The sequence below is a fragment of the Shouchella miscanthi genome (assembly GCF_007725405.1).
In the GTDB taxonomy this organism is placed as follows: Bacteria; Bacillota; Bacilli; order Bacillales; family Bacillaceae_D; genus Shouchella; species Shouchella hunanensis.
Genome location: NZ_CP042163.1, coordinates 4,194,725 through 4,215,576, shown reverse-complemented (window position 1 = coordinate 4,215,576; position 20,852 = coordinate 4,194,725). Strand labels below are relative to the sequence as shown.

The following is a 20,852-nucleotide window of genomic DNA, read 5'->3' as shown; positions in this document are numbered from 1 at the left end:
CAAAAAAGGTCAAAATAAACCAGTTTCACAGAAAATAATAAGGACTCAAAAATTTAAGGGGTGTTTAAAACTCTATGAAATTAGTAAAGTTAATCAAGATATTTATAGCATCTCCTAGCGATGTTCTTGAACAGCGAAATGAGGTCGAAAGATTAATCTTAGATTGGAATAATGAACATAGTGACACGAACAACATTGTTTTAATGCCTATTAGATGGGAGAACAATTCAACAGCTTCTTATGCAGTTAATTCAAGTGGTCAGGCAATAATTAACGAACAAATAGTAAGATCTAGTGATATATTAATTGCTATATTTGGAAATAAGATTGGTACAAGAACAGCAAATAATAAATCGGGTACTATTGAGGAAATTAATGTTTTTTATGAAAAACATCAAAGAGGAATAGGGATTTTCTTTATAGATAATCCTATACCAGAGGAATTAATTGATGAACGTAGATTAGTATCAAAATATAGAGAGCATTTATCTAACAATGAACGTGGATTATACGGAACCTATGATACTAGAAAAATACGACATTTTATTACAAAAGAAGTAAGAAGATTGGTAGATGCAGCTGATTTAGAAGTTGAAGTAAAAAATAATTCAGTAAAAAATAATTTATCAGAAATTGATATATTTTGCGAAATAGAGTTTGATAAAGATGAACAATTGTTCCTTATTTTTGTTGTTGAAGATGAAATTCGAATGTTTGGGGCAAGATGGATGGCTGATGAAACCGTTTTAGCAATTCAAAAGTGGGAAGATAAGAATAACTTAGAGAACTATTTAAGTGAAAGGTATGAAGCAGCGCTATCCAAAATTGTTCAACGTGAAATTATTGATATAGAGGAATTCACTGATCACGGTAATGCAAGATTGTACTCAATGAGCCCAACAGTGTATAAAAAATTAAAAAAAATTATCTTTGATAATCAGCAAGCTGTCTCTAGTATCAAATCTATGTTTCCTAAACAATCAACAACACCTATGTCAAAGCAAGATTTACCATTTTGAAAAGACTTAAAAAGGATGATTGATTCAAATTAATCTAAGATTATTTTGTAAGGTTCTTAATTGAAACCAACTTAAAAGGAGCAATGTAATTGAGTCTTGTTTGGATTAAAAAAAATAAAGAAATAAAAACAGTATTAAACGAAGAGATGAAAATATATGTAAAGTGGACTAAAAAACCTAATGTTGACTATGCCAATTTATCAAAAAATTATATGAATGCAGGCTATATAGTGTTAAAAGAGGTTATAGAAAGTTCTCATAATAATAATAGCAAGTATGACACCTGGTTTCTTCCTGGAGTTTATATGTTGCGCCAAGCTATAGAATTATTAATTAAGGCTGGTTTAGCCATTAAAGGAACTAGTAAGAGCGAATTACAAAAAATATTTATTGCAGAAAAACACAATGTTTTTGGATTGTATATGATATTTAAAGAGAGATATGGGATTGTTGAGCTAACGGAATCCGAACAAATGTGGATAGAGCAGTATTTAGAAAGTATAGAAGTAGTAGATTCAAATTCTGATCTGTTTAGGTATCCTTTTAAGGATGATTTTTTGCAACAATATGGCGAAAAGTCACTGGACATATATTATATGAGTATTCGACTTATATATTGTTATAGTGCCTTAAACAAAATAATTTACGGGGATTGGTATAATGAAATTAAACTAAACCTTTCAGAGGAGCCGGTATTTATAAAATTAGCAAACTCAGCCATTCATAATTGCTATTTATGGGATTCGCCTTTGAGTGATGGATTTTATAAGCAAGTTACAGGATATCGTAGGGTTGCAGAATTTTTATTTACACAATTTAAAGAATCAAGAGATGAAGCATTATTTTATCCAATTGTTTTTTTAATGAGAAATGCTATTGAGATAGGACTAAAAAGACTACTTCATATAAAGATGTATCAAAATATTGATGAGAAAATTATAAGAAGGAAAAGAAACTCACATTTGTTGTATAAAGACTTGTGGAAGTCAATTAAACCAATGTTATTACATTATGCCCAAGAAGACCACCAAGATGAAGAAACACTTGATTTAGCAGAGAGCTATATTATTTCTCTAGATGCCCTAGATAAACAAGGCGATATGTTTAGGTACCCTTGTTCATATAGTAACGAGTATAAATTTAATAATGAAGTGATTGATGTAGCTAACTTTTTTAATTACTTATTAGGACTTTTTAATTTTATTGATAGTTGTGGTACTTGGTTAGATAATATCAAGGATATTGAAATGGAAATGAGAAGTACTTTTTAATTTTAAGATAGGGGATTATAATGAAAATAAAAAAATTAATTATACGTAATTACAATGCAATTAGATATATAGAAATGGATGATATACCTGATTTTGTAGTTATTGCAGGTCCAAATGGAGTGGGTAAATCGACAATATTTAATGCAATTAAGCAATTTCAAAGACTGGTAAAACGTATTTATATAAGTGATTTAAAAAATGGAATACAAAGAAGAATCGATTTAATGATGGCAAATACCCCCTTCGGAGATGAAACCCAGAAGGGGGAAATTGAGATTACTTTTCAACTATCAGAAAAGGAGAAATCCTTTCTTAAAGCTGATAAAGATTTAGTTACCGGAAAACTTGATTATAATAATATAAACAACTGCAGATTTGACAATGAGTTAGGAGAATTGTTGCTAAAGGGCAATAAATTCTCCCAAATTAACCATATTAATGCCAATAGGAATTTAGCATCGAAATCAAATCAAGAAATAAATCTAAGCTCGTTAGCACGATACTATGAAGAAGATGATGAGAGAAGATATAGTAAATATAGTAGAAGAAATGAAAATGACAATAGGTTTGAAAGGGTAAAAGATTACTTAGTAGCTATTTACTTTGATGATTTAATCAAAGTAGCTGAAAGTGGGGATATAGGGAATGAACTTAAAGAGTTAGTTCACATAATTAACTCTTATATTAAACCTAAAAAGTTTTTAGGTGTAAAGAGAGATATTTCCGGGTTAACCTTTCCTATAGAATACGATGAATTAATACATGACATAGACGAACTTAGTTCGGGAGAGAAAGAGATAGTAATGTTATTCGTCAATTTAAAATGGATTCAGGCAGAAAGCTATATATTTTTATATGATGAACCGGAATTGCACCTTAATGCTAATTTAGAAAAATTATTATCCTCACATTTGAAGCAATTACAGGGTAATAATCAAATTTGGCTAGCAACCCATTCTTACGAAATTTTGGATTCTGCAAATTATAAAGATGTTTTTCAAATTGTTCATTATTCAGGTGAAAACCAAATGTTTAGGCTTATTAGTAATGAAGATAAGTTTGAAACTTTTAAGTCATTAGGTGCAAATGTGGGTTTACAATTAATATCTGAAAAGGTTATATTTGTCGAGGGGAAAACGGATAAAGAATTTTTTCAATTATTATTTGATGATTATAAAGAACATATAAGTTTTGTCCAGTCTACGGGTATAAATAATCTAATGAGAGTAAGTAATGCTGTAGTAGATTTATTAACAGAGGCGAGTAAAGCATCCGATTTTTATTTAATTAGAGATAAAGATTTCTTAATAACCTCTCAAATAGAAGAACTTAGGGTAAAGCTTAACCAAAGAATCCATATACTCCCAAAGTATCATATTGAAAATTATTTTTTAATTGGTGATGCAATTTTAAATGTCATAAAGAATTTAGGTCTTGATATATTTAATAATTCGAATCAGATTGAGATTAAATTAAAAGAAATTGCTGATAGTCAAAGAGATGATGTTATAGCCCAGTGGATAGCGTTTGAATTACACGAAGAGTTAAGAAAATTCAATTTTCATGTGGGGGGCGAGAATTTAGAGGAAAGACTCAAAGAAAGAGTAGTTGCTCAAAAAGAGCGAATAAATGATATACTTGGTGATAGTAGTATAATGGTTAATCTAGATAAAAAAAAGAATTATATTATGGAAAACTGGGAAACTATATGGAAGGACTTTCCACCTGGAAGAGATATATTAAAGGAATTTGTAAATCAATTTGTAGAAGGTATTAAATATGATAGATTCATTCATTTGCTGGTCAGAGAGTGCATTAAATTGAAAACTATTGAAGTTAATAATTTAAAATCAATTATTCTAAATGAGCTGGGTTTTAAACAATAGTTTTACAAAATTAATATCCCTAGACGTAAATGGAGAAAAAAGTTATTTTCAAAATGCATTTTGTGAAATTTATTTTTAATTATATAACCTCACTTACATCCAACAAGGTGAGCCTTATCATAAGTGAGGGAGGTTGGGAGAGAAGAAGCCAATTTTAGACTTCTTCTCTTTATAATGTGACTTTTTATTAAGTTGATAAATTAGATTCTTATAAACTGGACTATACAGCTTTTAAATAAACGAAATACTTTTTAATGATTGTGCGTTATGTTATTTATTTCTTGGAAGAAATAATAATAGATTAGCAATAAACAAAAATACTAGAATTAAAAAATAACTTTCCTAAAAGTTGAGTATTCAGACCAATTAATTATGATGTCAAATTGAATAAGAATAAACATAAGTGTTAATATACAAAATAAAAAATACGGTGTCCAAGTAATGTTCATTTTTTTCTCCTTTGATTAATTAAAATATTGTAGATTTATTTAATTAATTAGCTTCCATTAACTGACCATCTCTCATTAAAAATTCCCTATTAGCATATTGTGCAACATCTACGCCATGAGTAATCACTATTATTGTTCTACCCTCATCGTTTAAATGTTTAAATATCTCCATTACATCATTACCAATTTTTGTATCTATAATTACTTAATATGGAGGGTTTTTATGAAGCCGAAATTGAAACATATATATCCAGTGATAAAATTTTCACATGGATTTCAGATAGGGGATGAACCAAATTTTGCAGTAGAAATTGAAGATGAGAATAATTTATTTATAAAACTGATAGACTTATTGGATGGGAGTAATAATGTAGAGAACATATATAATTGCATGAAAATTGATTATCCAATAAGTTTTACTGAGATACAAGAAATTATTGAATCTTTAAACGATATGGGAGTATTAGAGAACGGAGAAGATACTTTTGCTAATGAATCTGAAATACTTAGAAAAAAATACAATAATAACATAAATTATTTTTCTGCATTCAGTAATTTGAATAAATCTAAATTTAGTTTCCAAGAAAAGTTATGTGAGACTAAAGTTTTAGTTATAGGTATGGGAGGGCTCGGGAGTAATGTACTCTATCAATTATCCGGGTTAGGAGTGGGCAATATTGTAACAGTTGATTTTGATGATATTGAACATAAGAACCTAAACAGGCAAATACTTTATTCTGAAAATAATATAGGAAAGAAAAAGACAGACATAGGTATAGAAAGGCTAAAAGAGTTCAATTCTAGTATTAATTTTAATTCATATGAAAGAAAAATAAACTGTGAAGAGGATTGAAAAGATTTAATCAATAAGGATGTTGAATTAGTTATATGTGCAGCGGATTCACCCCCAGTTGATATTATTTTATGGGTAAATAACAGATGCCAAGAGTTGGGTGTCCCTTATATATCAGGTGGAACAGGCATAACTTTAGGTCAATATTTTACTGTAGTTCCTGGTGAAAGCCCTTGTAAAGCATGCTTTTACAAGAAGCATTTAGAAGTAAACAAAGAATTACATGAGGCTACCTCTAAATTAGAGAATAATAATGCTGCAATTCTTCCACATATAAGTATGATTGCATCCTTAATCTGTATGGAAGCATTAAGGTTGATACTAAAAACAAGCGAACCAATATCATTAGGAAAGAGAACTTTAATAGATTTCATTACCGGACAAATTATTAAGGAAGAGGAATGGGAACCTATATGTAGTTTTTGCAGTAAAGAAAGGAGCTTAAATCGTGATATTGAAAGACAATCTACTGAAGCTAAAAGAAAACAATTTTAAACCACATGTAGACACAAATTTACAACAGACGGTAGAAGAGTCATTAAAACAATTAGGTACAACAGATAGTGAATTAAGAGATGACCTTATTTATACTCAACTCTCATATTGGATAATAGAGGGTTTTCTCAAGGAGCGAGAGATAAAACATCTAAAAGAAAAGTTAATATGTAATGAATTTTTATTTTATCGAATTGGAGAACAAGGTACTGATTCAATTTTTAAAAGGTCATTTTCAGTTCTTTTATTAGCCCCTATAATGTATATACATAACAAGAAAAGTATATTCTCCACGGAAGAAGTGAGAGCTATCATTAATAAGACTGTTGATTATATGACTAAAGAAATAGATCTCAGAGGTCACGTCAGTGGAAAGGGGTGGGCACATAGTATTGCTCATACTGCCGATACCTTATACCAGTTGATCGATCATCTAAATAGAGAAGATCGGATAAAGGTTTTGAATGTTATTTCAATAAAATTTTCTACACACGAATATATTTTAAAAGACGAAGAAGATGAAAGAATAGTCAATGTTTTGGTGAAGATAATTTTCAAGAACCGACTAAAGATTGAAGATTTTGATGCGTGGTTAAATGATTTAAGCGAAGTAGATGCTAGCTTAGATTATGAAAAACAGTATACTATAAAATCTAATATAAAATCTCTTATACGAAGTCTTTATTTAAGGATTAGTTTTCTAGATAAAGAAAATTTTAATATTTATTTAAATTCGCTGGGTAGAGTTTTACAAGTTATAGATTTAAGTTATTATCAATTTATTAAAAATGATTTATTAATTAAAATGGATTAGGTTTATGCCATTTGAAAATCGAAGTCTTAAAAAAATATAAAGTCTTAGTAACTTAATGTTTAGGATAATACATTCAAAAAAGGTTGAATTTCAGCCTTTTTTGTTTTTCTATTGCAAACTGAAACAACAAAATTTAACTTATATCCTGTTGTTTTTAATATCATTGTAACGTAATATTATTTTCATTCTAAATTCCAATTTTCCTTCTTAATTGGTTTCGGCAAAATGAGCTTTGGTGGCTTATAGCCAAGCTGTTGACCTATCTTAACGATTTGTCCTCTGTGATGAAATTCATGAGTGACAGTATGTGTAAACAACCATAATTCGGTGAGCTCTGCACTATTACTATTCCACGTATCTTGACTCGCTTGATTCCAATCAGCTGTAAAGTTCTCAAGAAATTCATAAACGATTTCATCTGTCTTATGAAAGACTTTACGCATCTGTTCAACAGATGTAATCTTTTGAGGCGGGGTTTTTTCCACTGATTTTCCTAAAGCACGTTTGCCAATCCAAATTCGATAAGCGTCGGAGACATGACAATGTAGACTCGGTATAGAATGCTCCCCTAGTCTTTCAACTTTTTTAAGGTAATCGCTTGGTTTCATTGATTCACAATAGGTAAATAATAAATCTCTTGAACGACGGACCAGATCATATTGAACCTTATAATTATTCATTGCTCCTCCTTAATTCGTAATTTACAGACTATATATATCTATAATATCTTTAAATGAACTTTTTATCAACATCTACGCAACTCAATAAAATGGTTTGATTAGAAAGGAAAGTATTATAGGATTTTCTCTATCAATCAACCCCATTTTCTACAATTGAAAATGGGGTTGTATCTACTCTTTCGTTACCAATTAATCATGACCGTGTCTGTTCCGGTAGTAGGTGACGTATAGGTTCGATTATTGCCACTTTGCCAGACAACGTTACCGTTCTGATCTTTTTTAATGTATTTGTATTCAAGGTTTTTTCCGGCAGGAACGCTGATATCATAGTACCACGTTGGGTATTGGTACATCACTTGGTTAAACATAGGTCCAATTGCTTTATCAGCATCCCAATTCCCCAGCTCGCTCACATTCCCAACGATATATAAATTGGTTCCTGGGCTCGTTGTGGCATTGTTAACACCAAAGCGGACACTGACTTGATTGCCTGACAATACTTCAAACTCTTTGTAAGTAGGGCTTTTTATGTTTGCTGCAGTTACGACGGATAGATCATAATAACCGCCTGCTACATTAGGCACCTTTACGCTTATTTCTGTATTTGACCAAGAAATAATTTCAGAAGAGGTTGAATCAAAGAGAACGCTTCCTCTCTCATCACCAAATCCTTCACCGCTTACTGTTATGGTATTCCCGGCCTTACCCATCATAGGACCCACTTGGCCGATTAGAGGAGACATAGAGGGGTTGCTTACTTGCCAAACCGCTACGCTATTTGCTCGTAATGGAAAGGAATTTACGGCGCCATTGGCGTTAACAGTAATCGTGTTTCCATCTAAACGTTGCTGTAGTTCATCTGTATAGTTCCCTTGAGGTAAAGAGGTGTTTAAATTAGTGATCGTCTGGTTGCTATTACTGCTATTGACAGCAGTTAATACAATACTATTGCCAAACTTTCTTTCATAAATATAAATGTCTTCGTTCAGCCAACGTTCAGTTGTAGTGCCATAGCCTAAGGCGGAATTTGTTTGGCGTAGTGAAGCAAGTTTACTGATGATTTGATAGGAGTTGGTAGACCGATCAAATGTTTTCAATGGTTTGCGATTTTCAGGGTCGTTGCCACCTGTTACATACTGCTCTGTGCCGTAGTAAATCGTCGGTACACCACGGGAAGTAAGCAAGACAGCAAGCGCCATATCTGTCTGACGGTTTGAAGATGATCCTACCGAAAAACGACTCATGTCGTGATTATCAATAAAGGTTACTTGATCAATGACTTCGTTATACTCTTTTTCAGTACTTTTTATCATGTCATGAAAATCATACCAGTTGCTTGTGCGATCTTTTAAGACGTTACGAATGGTTTGACCAAATTGGAAATCCAATAAGCTCATACCACTTTCATTGGCGAAGTGGTGGTTTTGGGGATCAACTTCACCTGATCCTAAAAACCATTCTCCAAATGTGAAAACAGGTTTATGCGAGTAGATTTCGCTCATTAAAGAGGTTTGCCACCCTTCTGACATATGCTTAACGGCATCCACTCGAATACCATCAATCCCTTTATCTAACCAGAACTTAATCGACTCCTTTAAATACTGATCCATGACTGTGTTGTTTAAATCATAGTCTGCCAAATCATATAAGTTTCTGTAGATGCTATCTTCATATGAAGAGAAATCTGTTCCGCCATTGTGGTGAAAGAGGTTTTGTTGATCATTTGAATAGTTGCCTAATAATGCGCCATTATCATATATCGCACCATTTTCAACATAGTTAGGGTTTGTTTCAAGTGCAGGTGATGAATGATTTGGCGTGAAATCCATGATTACCTTTATCCCATTGTTATGTGCGGTACTCATTAAACGATCAAAGTCATCGAAATTCCCATAGTAAGGGTTTGTCTTTTTGTAATCTCGAGCCCAATATCCATGGTAGGAGGTATAGCCGCTTGGGTGTAAGGCGTAAACATTTTCGACCGGCTGAGAGATCCATAGTGCCGTAATGCCTAAATCAGTTAAGTAACCGTCATTGATTTTGTCTATAATCCCTTGCCAGTCCCCACCACAATACTTATGGAGATCTATACAGTTCTGACTATAGATAGCGCCTGAAGGGTTGTTGCCAGGATTCCCGTCAGAGAATCGATCGGTAACAATCTGGTAAATTACATCTTTTGAGTAATTGACTTTGTTTGTTACGTCAGCCTCCGCAACAGTAGGTAAAGAAAGAAGTAAGAAAAAGATAAAGCATAATGAAATCGTTTTCAAAAAACCTTTTAAACAGTTCAACTCTATTCCTCCTTCAACAAATTGTGATAAAACGTATATAAAATAAAACAACCCCGCCTTTTAGAATAAAAGACGGGGTTGTTTGTAAAAAACCAAAAGCATTGCCCTTAAATTGGTGAAGATATGCTGTTCATTTATTAATATCTTATGGACACTGTGTTCGTAAATAGGTCATTAGGACTAAAAATACGTTTAATACCATTTATGTAGCACTGGTTGATCAATCTAGAGCAAACGTTTGCGCTGAATGGTTTTCAATTACACTAATCGTTGATAGGATTTTTCAAACTATGAGAACCACTTTGTGCTACAGGTGGAGACTGTGGAAGAATTACCTGAAGCTGCTAAAAACAAAATGAGGAACATTTTGATTAATGGTATACTTTTTTCTATCTGCTTTTCTTCAATACAGACATCATGCTTGTAAATGATCTACAATCATTTGAAATGTAAAACTTTACACTCGGACTAAGATAGTTCAACAACCAGTTAAAGAAACATACGTAGTGCCAAGAACAATCGAATAAGAGAGGAAGGATATCACATGAATCCAATCGAAAAAATTCTAACTCACTTTCCAATGATGATTTTAGATGGTGCTTTGGCGACGGAACTTGAAACCCACGGGTGTCATTTAAACGATCCATTATGGTCCGCAAAAGTGTTAATGGAGGAGCCTACTTTAATTAAGCAAATACATACAAATTATTTTGCTGCGGGTGCAGATTGTGCCATTACCGCTAGCTATCAAGCTACAGTAGAGGGATATAAGGATAGGGGCTTAAGTGAAGTTGAGGCAATTCGTTTACTTAAAGAATCTGTTCACATTGCGGTTAAAGCCCGTGATGACTTTTGGAGCGATGAAGAGAATCGATATGGAAGACCTAAACCTATAGTGGCTGCATCAGTAGGTCCTTACGGTGCGTTTTTAGCAGATGGCTCTGAATATCGAGGTGATTATCAAGTAAGCGAAGATCAATTCGTTTCGTTTCACAGAGAGCGGATTCGTCTGTTCATTGAAGCTGGTGCTGAAATTTTAGCTTGTGAGACGATTCCATGTCTGAAAGAAGCGAAGGCTCTAATAAGGGTATTAAAGGAATTTCCTCACATTTATACGTGGGTTAGTTTTAGTGCACAAGACGGAGTTCATATTAGTAGTGGAGAAAAAATGGCAGATTGTGCAAGGTGGCTAGCAAAGGAGGAGCAAGTAGCAGCAATTGGTATAAACTGTTCTGCGCCGACTTTTATTCATTCACTGATTAAAGAAATAAAGAGTAAAACGGCTAAACCAATCATCGTTTATCCGAATTCAGGTGAAGCCTATGATGCATCGAGTAAGCAATGGAACGAAGTCCTCTCTAGTCAACCATTTTCTACTAGTGCGAAAAGCTGGTATGAAGCAGGAGCTAGGATAATAGGTGGTTGTTGTAGGACAAAGCCTGAAGATATTGAGGCAATTGCCGATTGGGCGCGTCATAAATAAGTATGATCGCTAAGGTACGTATTAAACCGAGTAGGAGGGGTGCTTATATGCTCTGGATAGGCGGGTTTTCAGCCATTATGTTTCTTCTGTTTTTGTTTTCATATAGAAGAGACCCTAGAAGAATGATCAATGGTTTCTTGTTTAATGCGTGTATTGTTTCTTTTTTATTGTTTTGCTTCGTGCTAGTATTGCGGACGGACTATCCGTATTCAGAGTATCTCATTTTATTCCCGGTTGTTGCGCTAGTCATTTTGATTCCTTTTGGTAGTGTCGCTTTGGTGGGAGGTCTTTTATATAATGCTAAGCTACTTATGCAGCGAGAGGGGAAGAAGCTTGCTAATTCACTAACAATGCTCACTGGTCTTGGATTCATTCTTTTGTTTCTTCTAAATGGACTGGATCTTTCTCAATACGTTTCTGTTCATTTTCGACCTTTGTTTAGTAGTGTTTATATCATAGCTTTTTATTTTTTTATTCATCTCTTGAACTTTTTTACGGCTTACGTTTTGTATCAATTTAATCGACCAAAACATAACCAAGATTTTATTATCGTATTGGGGAGTGGATTAATAAACGATGATGTACCACCACTATTGGCAAGTAGAATCAACAAAGCGATGGGCTTTTATTATAAACAGAAGAAGGTAACGACCCCGCCTAAGATTATTTTTTCAGGTGGACAAGGATCAGATGAGAATCGATCTGAAGCTGAAGCAATGGAAGAATATGCGATACAACATGGTATTCCTGCCGAGGATACGCTTCAAGAAAAGCAATCACTGAATACGTATCAAAATATGGCATTTTCAAAAGCATTGATGGATCAGCTACGACCTGACGGCAACTACGAAAGCATATTTACCACGAATAACTTCCATCTCTTTCGAGCAGGTCTGTATGCGAGAAAAGCAGGCTTAAAGAGTCAAGGAATTGGTAGTAAAACAGCTCTTTATTACTGGCCAAATGCGATGGTGCGAGAATATATTGCGATTGTAGCACTCCAGCGAAAACGACATATGATCGTTATTGCTAGTATTCTCCTTCTATCTCTATGTCTCTCTGTTTTTAGTTATTTGTTTATTGATTATCAATAAAAAAGGAAAGAGGCTGGGACATAACTAACTTAAGCCTATCTATTGCCGAATAAAGATATGTATATTAACTTATCTTAAAACATAAAGCCGAACTATAACTGCATGCCTTTAGGGCATTTCAGACAATAGTTCGGCTTTTTCATCGACTAAGAACCTTTTGTCCCAGCCTCTCATTGCAGCTTTTACTTGCAAATAGCCTTTTTACTTTGTCATCGCACAGCTGTTTTTTGCTGAATGGTTAGCTCTTCTGCAATTAAGTCTGCCGTAAGCTGACCTGAGAGGGTAACCATTGGGACACCTCCGCCTGGATGGGTGGAACCACCGACAAAATAGAGTTGAGAAATGAGCTCACTTTTGCTAGGAATTTTAAACCCGCCATTTTTCTTTTTATCTGCAACGACACCGTAAATGGATCCTCCATTAGCCCCGTACAGAGACTGTAGATCATCTGGTGTAAAGGTCATTTCAAACTCAATATCCTCTCTTATAGTGGTTAGTCCATTCCGCTCTAATTTGCTAATAACCGTTTCTCGATAGCTCGTTTTATATTTTTCCCATGTCTCGCCTTCTTTAAGTGGTGGCACATGAGTCAGAACAAAATGATTCTCTTTCCCTTCTGGCGCTTGACTAGGATCTGATTTAGACGAAATGCCAATATAAACAGTGGGATCGTCAGCTGGGCGTTTTTCTTCAAAAATTTGTTTGAATTCTTCTTCTGGATCTTTTGAAAAGAAAAAATTATGATGGGCGAGTTGTGGGTATTCTCGTCTTAGCCCGAGCAAGAGAACAAGTCCAGACACACTAGGTTCGAACTTTTCTAGCTTCTTTGCCTGTGTCTTATGTTGTGGATGCTCCTTTAACAATTGACGATAGGTTGGAATCGCTTCGAGATTTGACACGACGATGTCGGCATGTACTTCTTCCCCACACTCTAAGCGCACCCCTTTTGCAACGGAATCGACTTGAATAATTCCTTTTACGGGGGTTTCTGTACGAATCGTTACGTTTAGTTCTGTTAGCAATTGCTCCATTCCACGTACAATGTTGTACATGCCACCCTTTACGTAGAAATTACCAAGACCGAACTGAACATAAGCAAGCTGAGACAATACAGCTGGAGCTTGGTAAGGAGACGAGCCAACGTACATGACGAGAAAATTAATAAACTGTTTAATATGTGGGTCTTTAATATAACGTTCGGTGCCTTCGTTTAACGTCTTCATCGGATCAAATGCCATAAGCTCTCGTAATGAATGAAGTTTACGAAGTTCACTTAGACCTGAGATGCTTTTGTTGTAAAAGCTTTTCATGCACAGCTCATACATTTGTGCACTGTAGTTTAAGTAATTCATAAAAGGGGCGGCATCATCAGGTGCAACTTTTTTTATTTCATCTAGCATGTCGGGTAAGTCGCCTTTTAAATCAATGGATACACCATCTTCAAAAAAGGTACGCCATTGAGGTTCAACTCGTTCAATCTCCATATAGTCATGAACATCACGTCCCGCTCGGTTAAATAATGCTTCTAACACCCAAGGCATCGTTAAGATTGATGGACCAGTGTCAAACTGATAGCCCTCACCGCTGCGAATATTACATTTGCCGCCTATACGTTCATTCTTTTCAAGCACTGTTACATCGTGTCCTTGTGAAGCTAAACTAATTGCCGCCGATAACCCTCCTAAGCCACCGCCTACGATCACAATTCGTTTTTTCGTCATATCTCACACACCTTTTTCTATTAATAGACCCAAGGAAGCAAAATCCAGCGTTTTTGTTTCCATTCCTCATACTGTTTGGGCAGTGTTGCTGTAAGCATTTTTTCTTCTATTACCATTCGTTTTTTGAGTACATGTGCCATAATGACAACGGAAAGGAGGATCCCAATGATCGTCCCAAGATAAATGGAGATGCCTAGAACGCAAAGAAATAAGCCTGTGTATAGCGGATGGCGCATAAGACGGTAAGGACCATGGCTAACTAATTCCATTGTTGCTGTTACATGAACATGTCTTGAAAAGTGATCCCTTAAGACAAACATGGACCAATACCGCAAGCCGATACCAAGGCTATATAGAACGACGCCTAAGCTTGAAAGAATCGAAAGATCGAACAGGGTCCAACCGATTTGATGTAAAAGAACACAGCTCGTAATACTAAGAACCGTGCACGCCAAGATCGAATGAAAGCTTTTGTTTTCCTTCAAATCACCAGGCTCTTGCTTTGATTTTCCTCGAAAAAAAAGAAATTCAGACACCCACATTACCGTCAAAAAAAAGAAAAGACCGTCAACCACTGACAATGCCTCACCTCCCTGTCCTACGTTATACGTATGTACAAACGGCACAAAATAAAACCACATATAAAAAAACTTGTACAGAAAAAAAGTACAAGTTTTTTTATCAACGTTTATTCAGTTACGAAAGTCTGGGTCTTTTTTCTCTTAGTACGTTAAAACAAGACAACCAGTATTCATTCGCAGCTTCCTATTCTCTTTAATCGACTTTAGAAAAAAATAGCGGATTAGAGAAAAAACAGTAATAGAAGTAAGCAACCCGGCAGAAAAAGAAAAAAGTAATTTCTTCATTGATTCAACCCTTCGTGTACAAATTTGGAATGATTTCATTATATGGGTTTTTCTTCAAAGTCGTCAAAGGGTTATTCTCATAATTCACTTTAATATGGATAAGCAAAGAGACATAAACTAGAAGGGAAGCATCATTGTGGGACCTTTACAGAAAAAAGGCAGTGTTTAACTTTTACTTGCCAAATGGTAGTGAAAAGCACTATGATGTGTATATTCAAATAAGATGTGGAATACTAAGAAAACAGAGAAAATCGCCGTTATTTCGGGTTTTTCTGAGAAAAAACAATCTTTGGGTAGTTCACACCTTTTTTATCTGTCAGAAATAGTTTATTATTAGATAATAGAGGTTTTTCTAATGACTAATGGACATAAGGATGAGCGAAATGAGCTATAGAGAAACTAAGTCAGACGTTATTTTAATTGGCGCTGGAGTGATGAGCGCGACGCTAGGTACGTTATTAAAAGAGTTAGCACCAGACTGGAAAGTAACGGTTTTCGAAAAGTTAAAAAGTGCAGGGGAAGAAAGCTCGAATGAATGGAATAACGCTGGTACAGGTCATGCAGCACTGTGCGAATTAAACTATACGTCGGAAAAGCCGGACGGATCACTTGATATAAGCAAGGCTGTAAAGGTGAACGAGCATTTTCAACTCTCACGACAATTTTGGTCTTATCTTGTAAGAAAAAAGCTAATTGAAAATCCTAAAGAGTTTATTATGCCCATTCCACATATTAGTATGGTTCAAGGTGAAAAGAATGGCTTATTTTTAAAAAAACGTATGGAAGCGTTATCAGACAACCCTCTTTTCGAAGGAATGGCGTTTAGTGATGACCCTGAAGTGTTAAAAGAATGGATGCCTCTTGTAATGGAAGGCCGTGAAGAAACGGATGGACCTATTGCCGCAACGAAAATCGACACAGGTACAGATGTGAATTTTGGCTCGCTAACACGTAAGTTATTTACCCATTTAGAAAATGAGAACGTCGCTGTTCATTATGAGCATAGTGTAAAAGATTTGAAGAAAGCAGCCGATGGCTCTTGGAAAGTGAAAGTTCAAAATATCAATACTGGAGAAACGGAAAATCATTCAGCTAAGTTCGTCTTTATTGGTGCTGGTGGAGGTAGTTTGCCGTTATTACAGAAGACAGGAATACCTGAATCACGTCGAATTGGTGGATTTCCTGTAAGCGGATTATTTCTCGTCTGTAACAACCCTGAAATCGTAGAGCAGCATCATGCGAAAGTATATGGAAAAGCAAAAGTAGGGGCTCCACCAATGTCGGTTCCGCATTTAGATACACGGTATATTGATAATAAGAAATCGTTATTATTTGGTCCGTTTGCTGGATTTTCTCCTAAATTTCTTAAAACCGGATCATACTTTGATTTGATTGGTTCTGTTAAGCCTAATAATCTCTTTACCATGCTGGGAGCAGGGTTTAAAGAATTAGGGTTAACCCGCTATTTAATTCAACAAGTCATGTTATCAAATGAGAAGCGAATGGAAGAATTAAAGGAATTTATTCCGAATGCGAAAAGTGAAGACTGGGAGATCATCGTTGCTGGTCAGCGTGTGCAGGTTATAAAAGATACGGAAGCAGGCGGAAGAGGAACCCTTCAGTTTGGAACAGAAGTGGTCACGGCAGATGATGGTTCCGTTGCCGCATTACTTGGTGCTTCACCAGGTGCATCGACAGCAGTCCATGTGATGCTTGAAATCTTAGAAAAATGTTTTCCATCAGAAATAGATGGATGGAAGGCGAAAATCAAAGAGATGGTTCCTTCTTATGGAAAATTATTAATGAGCCATCCAAGTTTATTTAAAGAAATTCAGGCATCGACTGCACGAGATTTACAGCTTGAAGAGTCGTACGTACCTTCTCAGGAACATTTAGCTTAAATAAAAAGAATCCTTACACTGTTCAAGGTGTAAGGATTCTTTTTGTGTACCTTTTAAAAGCGGAAAAGGTTTAAAAAACGTTGCCAGATGTTAGGCTCTTCTTCCTCCTCCACTTCAGGAGAGGGTTCCTCTTTTGTTAAAGGCTCGGTGTGAATAACAAATTGGACATTCTCGACTTGGTCGTCGTTGTTCTCGTGAACAAACGATCGAGGTTCAAAATCTGATTTGTCATATTGGGCGATCATGTCATCGATTTCTTGCTGCATCTGTTCCGGTATTTCTGCAGTAGCATCATGCAGTTCATTCATTCCTGCCTGTAGGGACGCGCCGCCATCTACTAACTGTGATGATCCAGTAGCAGATTCTTGAATCCCTTGATGGATTTGGTTGTATTCATTTGCTACTTTAGATACGCCGCCAGTATAAGAAGCGAGACCTTCATGAAACTGGCTATATTGACTGGCGAGCTGGGAAATGCCGTTCGTCAATTCGCCTAAGCCAGCATCTGCATCAAACGAGTCGGCGACTGCAGACAAGGATTGGGACATTGTATGTAACCCATCAGCCATGTCTGTGACGGAAGTACTCATTTCTTGTAACGCCGGTTGGACAGAGGTAAACGCTTCTTTAACTGCATCAAACGTACCTTTAACCGTTTGCGCAGCAGTGTAAGAATCCACTAAAACATCAAGGGTTTCACGATCTTCTGTTGTTTCATATAGCTTGCCGATTGCTTCTTCTGATAGTGTAGCTGCTGGAAGTTGATTCATGGCTTCTTCAAGTGCCTGATAGCCTTGTTGATGATGGGCACCGAGTGTATCTAGCCCTCCTGCCAGCTCGCGTAAGCCTGCAACAAGTTCATCTAGGCCGCTTGTTAATTCTGTACCCATATCAAAGCTAAGGTCATCTTCTGCTCCGTTTAATGCGGTATTCACTTCATTTAAACCAGCTTGCAGCTGACTGGAAGCCGTAACGAGGTCACTCCCACTTGAAGACAGGTCGGTAAGACCAGTTTGAAACTGTGCAGAACCTTTTCCCAGCTCCGTTAAACCGGAGGATAATTCTTGAATGCCGTTTTTAAGGCCACCGACGCCGTTAGCAAGCTCACCAATCGCTCCAGTTAAGGAATCAAATTCACCTGTTAGCTCTTCCGTATCCGGCATATCAATGGCAAATGAAGAAGGTAATGCTGAAATCTCAATACTTTCAAGTTCAATAGCAGATGCTTCAGCAGAAAGACGGAGTTCGGCTCCTTCTTCTGGCATTACGGTGAACGCAAGCTGCTTATTCTTACCTGCATTGGCAATAGTTGCGTCTGGTGCATCAATCGCTGTAAAAAGATCGCTATTGAGTGGAACCGATACCTGTAGGAGGTAATGGTCAAAAAATGCTTCATCCATCGTATCGTTTTGCGAAATGTCTATTTCAAGCTCAAATGTTCCGCTTTCCCCAACGATGTCCTCAGCGTCTAGTTGGTCGCCATCCAATAGATAGCGAATCTCTATATCCCAGGGTAGCTGGGGATCCTTTTGAATATTGCCTTGGTAGTGAAAGGTCCCGACAGGCGCGTTTAATGTAATTTCTTCATCCTTTTGTTCAATTGCTGACAAATCCGTCAAATTCGTGATGGTATCGTACTGGCCATAATCAGAAATCAGCCCCTCTTCAGTAACTGTTAGCGCATTGACGATGTAGAGTTCCTGGATCCCACCATTAGCAAATAGATTCGCATAGACAACTTCATCTTTGCTTTCAATCGTCCCTGTTTCTGCTTCTGTATTTGCTGAAACGTAAGAATGGGATGTAAACACAAGAACACATACAGCAGTGGCAATCGTCCATCTTTTTCTCATCGTTCCGTCTCCTCCTCTTGTTCATAGAAATTTGATCGATACGTCGTCTTTTTCACGAGTTTATCACCAACAAGCAATAGTGCCGGTAACAGGACAACAACAAGGATAAAGGCTAAAATGGCACCTCGACCTAACAATAATCCAATAGAAGAAACCGTTGGATTCGTAGATGTAATCCATAGAATAAGACCAACACTTGAAAGAATCGCTGCTGAGATAATGATGGAAAATAGTTTCTCATCAAGGGCTTTTTTCATTGCAGGGTATGCTGGCATTTTTTGACGATGGTGTTTGTACGTTTCCATAAGGAGAATACCGTAATCAATGGTTGCGGCTAATTGCACCGTACTAACAACTAAATAGCCAACAAATACGAGCGAATCATTTGTCATATAGGGAATCGCTAAATTAATCCATACAGCTGATTGGATCGTAACAAGCAGAATAATAGGAATGGAGATCGACCTAAATGTGATCATTAACACAAGGGCGATCGTTACCACCGTTATGGTATTAACAACTTGATTATCAACGGTGACAGTCTCTTTCATATCATAAAGTGTCACGCTTTCCCCAAGGGTGTAGGCAGTATCTCCGTAATACGATTCACTTAATGCACGTACGTCTTCAACTAAGCTAAACGGAATATCGCCCTCAACGCCTGCATCTGTAAAAACCATAATTCGACTGAACTGTTCTGATTGAAATTCACTGATAATCGAATCATCCAGAAATTCAGCAGGGATCCCTGTACCGACAACGTTCGTATAAGACATGACAGAATCAACATAAGCGAGCTCTTCAAGCTGACTTACCAATTCTGCTTCTTTTGCAATATCATCATTAGGCACAAGAACAACAAGTGGTGTTGATTCACCAAATGTCTCTTCAATCAATGCTGCATCTGCACCTGCACGAGTTGTGTCAGGTAAATCACCTAGCCCATAAATAAAAGAGGTACTCCCTTGAGCAATAAAGCTTGGAACAATTAACAAAAAGACAAGGATAAGCGCTGGATAACGTAATTTCAGTAATTTCGCTCCAACCCCTTTAAAACTAGGCACAAGAGATTTGTGGCGCGTCTTTTCAATCCATTTGTATAAAAACAACGTAAGAGCAGGTAGGAAGACAACAACAGAGATGAAGCTAAAGACAATTCCTTTAACTAAGTTTAAGCCCAAGTCTGCGCCAATCTCAAAGTTCATGAACATTAGAGCCATAAAGCCAAAGAACGTCGTAACCGCACTTACGAAAATAACAGGAAATGAATTTCTCATAGCAGCGGCCATTGCTTGTTCAGGCTTCTTCCCTTTGGCTAATTCATCATTAAAGCTATGTAGCAAAAAGATGGCATAATCAAGGGAAACGGCAAGCTGCAAAATCGGTGCAACAGATTGTGTAACAAACGACACTTCACCAAGAAAGATGTTGGAACCTAGGTTAATTAAAACAGAAACTCCGATGGCAGTAAGAAAAAAGAGGGGTTCTGCCCAAGAATTAGTCGACAGAACTAAAATAATGATAATAACCGGGACAAGTAATGCAGCTGCATAGATGGTTTCTGATACCGCCATGTTTTGAGACGTGGCATTATTGACAGCCTCACCAGAAATCGCGTTATCCTCACCAATAAGTTCGTAGATAGCATCTGTTGCTTCCACTTCTTCTCCGGTTGTAATGGTTAAAGAAAACAAGGCATTACCGTCTTTGTAATACGATTCAAGCGTCGTCCTGTCAACCATCTCAAGTGGAATTTGTAAATCAACAAGGTCATCAAGCCAAAGAACTTCCTCGACTCCATTCATTTTTTCTAACTCATGTTTATACGACAGTGCTTCCTGTATACTGACGTCTTTTACTAGTACATTCGTGTTTGGAATAGATGCTGTAAATTCATTTTCCATTACCTCTAGCGCATTCGTAGAGGGAGCATCATCAGGTAGATAATCAACCATATTGTAATTGGTTGAAACAAAAAATTGTCCAATGATTGCTAACAGTGTTAACGCAGCAAAAACCATCACAACAGATTTCTTATGTTTTATAATTCTTTCAACAAGCAATCCATTTCCCCCACCCTATGTTGACAATATCGTAAATTCTTTTAACATTATATCTACACGGTGTTGTCTATACAACAAACAGTTGGATAAAATGTGTTAGCAGAACAACA

13 protein-coding genes and 1 pseudogene are annotated in these 20,852 nt (G+C 36.1%); 8 read left to right on the top strand and 6 right to left on the bottom strand.

Features of this window, described 5'->3' with window-relative positions; translation table 11 throughout:
• Nucleotides 1–74 precede the first annotated feature (74 nt).
• From FPV17_RS21410 to FPV17_RS21385, 5 genes and pseudogenes are all read left to right on the top strand, one after another.
• Complete coding sequence (locus FPV17_RS21410) at nt 75–1,019, top strand: DUF4062 domain-containing protein (RefSeq protein ID WP_144560366.1); 945 nt, start codon at nt 75–77, stop codon at nt 1,017–1,019.
• 89 nt (nt 1,020–1,108) lie between these two features.
• Nucleotides 1,109–2,290: a hypothetical protein gene (locus tag FPV17_RS21405; RefSeq protein WP_144560365.1), complete on the top strand. Its 1,182-nt coding sequence runs from the start codon at nt 1,109–1,111 to the stop codon at nt 2,288–2,290.
• Nucleotides 2,291–2,310: 20 nt separating this feature from the next.
• A complete protein-coding gene (locus FPV17_RS21400; RefSeq protein WP_144560364.1) occupies nt 2,311–4,176 on the top strand; it encodes an AAA family ATPase in 1,866 nt (621 codons plus the stop codon).
• A 603-nt stretch (nt 4,177–4,779) separates the two neighbouring features.
• A pseudogene (locus tag FPV17_RS21390) lies at nt 4,780–5,973 on the top strand (HesA/MoeB/ThiF family protein).
• Entirely contained in the window at nt 5,927–6,787 is an 861-nt protein-coding gene (locus tag FPV17_RS21385; RefSeq protein WP_186370687.1) for a DUF2785 domain-containing protein, read from the top strand. Before FPV17_RS21390 ends, FPV17_RS21385 begins: the two are co-directional and overlap by 47 nt.
• A gap of 182 nt (nt 6,788–6,969) precedes the next feature.
• Here the strand turns inward: FPV17_RS21385 and FPV17_RS21380 are convergent, their stop codons facing one another.
• Together FPV17_RS21380 and FPV17_RS21375 are read right to left on the bottom strand one after the other, a co-directional pair.
• On the bottom strand, nt 6,970–7,467 hold the full coding sequence (locus tag FPV17_RS21380; protein WP_144560360.1) for a DinB family protein: 498 nt from the start codon (nt 7,465–7,467) through the stop codon (nt 6,970–6,972).
• A gap of 182 nt (nt 7,468–7,649) precedes the next feature.
• Nucleotides 7,650–9,761: an alpha-amylase family glycosyl hydrolase gene (locus FPV17_RS21375; protein ID WP_246117091.1), complete on the bottom strand. Its 2,112-nt coding sequence runs from the start codon at nt 9,759–9,761 to the stop codon at nt 7,650–7,652.
• 544 nt (nt 9,762–10,305) lie between these two features.
• On the opposite strand from FPV17_RS21375, the gene mmuM reads away from it, so the two are divergent.
• Both mmuM and FPV17_RS21365 read left to right on the top strand, forming a co-directional pair.
• Nucleotides 10,306–11,244 (top strand): homocysteine S-methyltransferase, encoded by a 939-nt coding sequence (gene mmuM, locus FPV17_RS21370; protein ID WP_144560359.1) that lies wholly within the window; start codon nt 10,306–10,308, stop codon nt 11,242–11,244.
• Nucleotides 11,245–11,291: 47 nt separating this feature from the next.
• Nucleotides 11,292–12,338 (top strand): YdcF family protein, encoded by a 1,047-nt coding sequence (locus FPV17_RS21365; RefSeq protein ID WP_035393483.1) that lies wholly within the window; start codon nt 11,292–11,294, stop codon nt 12,336–12,338.
• Nucleotides 12,339–12,547: 209 nt separating this feature from the next.
• Here FPV17_RS21365 and FPV17_RS21360 read toward each other — a convergent pair whose 3' ends face one another.
• Nucleotides 12,548–14,059 (bottom strand): phytoene desaturase family protein, encoded by a 1,512-nt coding sequence (locus FPV17_RS21360; RefSeq protein WP_144560358.1) that lies wholly within the window; start codon nt 14,057–14,059, stop codon nt 12,548–12,550.
• 20 nt (nt 14,060–14,079) lie between these two features.
• Nucleotides 14,080–14,634, bottom strand: a complete 555-nt coding sequence (locus tag FPV17_RS21355; protein ID WP_246117222.1) for a methyltransferase family protein — start codon at nt 14,632–14,634, stop codon at nt 14,080–14,082.
• A 674-nt stretch (nt 14,635–15,308) separates the two neighbouring features.
• On the opposite strand from FPV17_RS21355, the gene mqo reads away from it, so the two are divergent.
• Nucleotides 15,309–16,826 carry a malate dehydrogenase (quinone) gene (mqo, locus tag FPV17_RS21350; protein ID WP_144560356.1) on the top strand — a complete coding sequence of 506 codons (1,518 nt, stop codon included), beginning with the start codon at nt 15,309–15,311 and terminating at the stop codon, nt 16,824–16,826.
• A gap of 53 nt (nt 16,827–16,879) precedes the next feature.
• On the opposite strand, the gene FPV17_RS21345 is transcribed toward mqo, so the two are convergent.
• Together FPV17_RS21345 and FPV17_RS21340 are read right to left on the bottom strand one after the other, a co-directional pair.
• Entirely contained in the window at nt 16,880–18,679 is a 1,800-nt protein-coding gene (locus FPV17_RS21345; RefSeq protein WP_144560355.1) for a YhgE/Pip domain-containing protein, read from the bottom strand.
• Nucleotides 18,676–20,700: an efflux RND transporter permease subunit gene (locus FPV17_RS21340; RefSeq protein WP_144560562.1), complete on the bottom strand. Its 2,025-nt coding sequence runs from the start codon at nt 20,698–20,700 to the stop codon at nt 18,676–18,678. Before FPV17_RS21340 ends, FPV17_RS21345 begins: the two co-directional genes overlap by 4 nt.
• Nucleotides 20,701–20,852: the final 152 nt, after the last annotated feature.

Excerpts from the sequence above, each read along its gene's own strand:
- FPV17_RS21410 (WP_144560366.1), top strand. The coding sequence starts at position 75 with ATGAAATTAGTAAAGTTAATCAAGATATTTATAGCATCTCCTAGCGAT.
- FPV17_RS21400 (WP_144560364.1), top strand. The coding sequence starts at position 2,311 with ATGAAAATAAAAAAATTAATTATACGTAATTACAATGCAATTAGATAT.
- FPV17_RS21380 (WP_144560360.1), bottom strand. The coding sequence starts at position 7,467 with ATGAATAATTATAAGGTTCAATATGATCTGGTCCGTCGTTCAAGAGAT.
- mmuM (WP_144560359.1), top strand. The coding sequence starts at position 10,306 with ATGAATCCAATCGAAAAAATTCTAACTCACTTTCCAATGATGATTTTA.
- FPV17_RS21365 (WP_035393483.1), top strand. The coding sequence starts at position 11,292 with ATGCTCTGGATAGGCGGGTTTTCAGCCATTATGTTTCTTCTGTTTTTG.
- FPV17_RS21360 (WP_144560358.1), bottom strand. The coding sequence starts at position 14,059 with ATGACGAAAAAACGAATTGTGATCGTAGGCGGTGGCTTAGGAGGGTTA.
- mqo (WP_144560356.1), top strand. The coding sequence starts at position 15,309 with ATGAGCTATAGAGAAACTAAGTCAGACGTTATTTTAATTGGCGCTGGA.
- FPV17_RS21345 (WP_144560355.1), bottom strand. The coding sequence starts at position 18,679 with ATGAGAAAAAGATGGACGATTGCCACTGCTGTATGTGTTCTTGTGTTT.
- FPV17_RS21340 (WP_144560562.1), bottom strand. The coding sequence starts at position 20,700 with ATGGTTTTTGCTGCGTTAACACTGTTAGCAATCATTGGACAATTTTTT.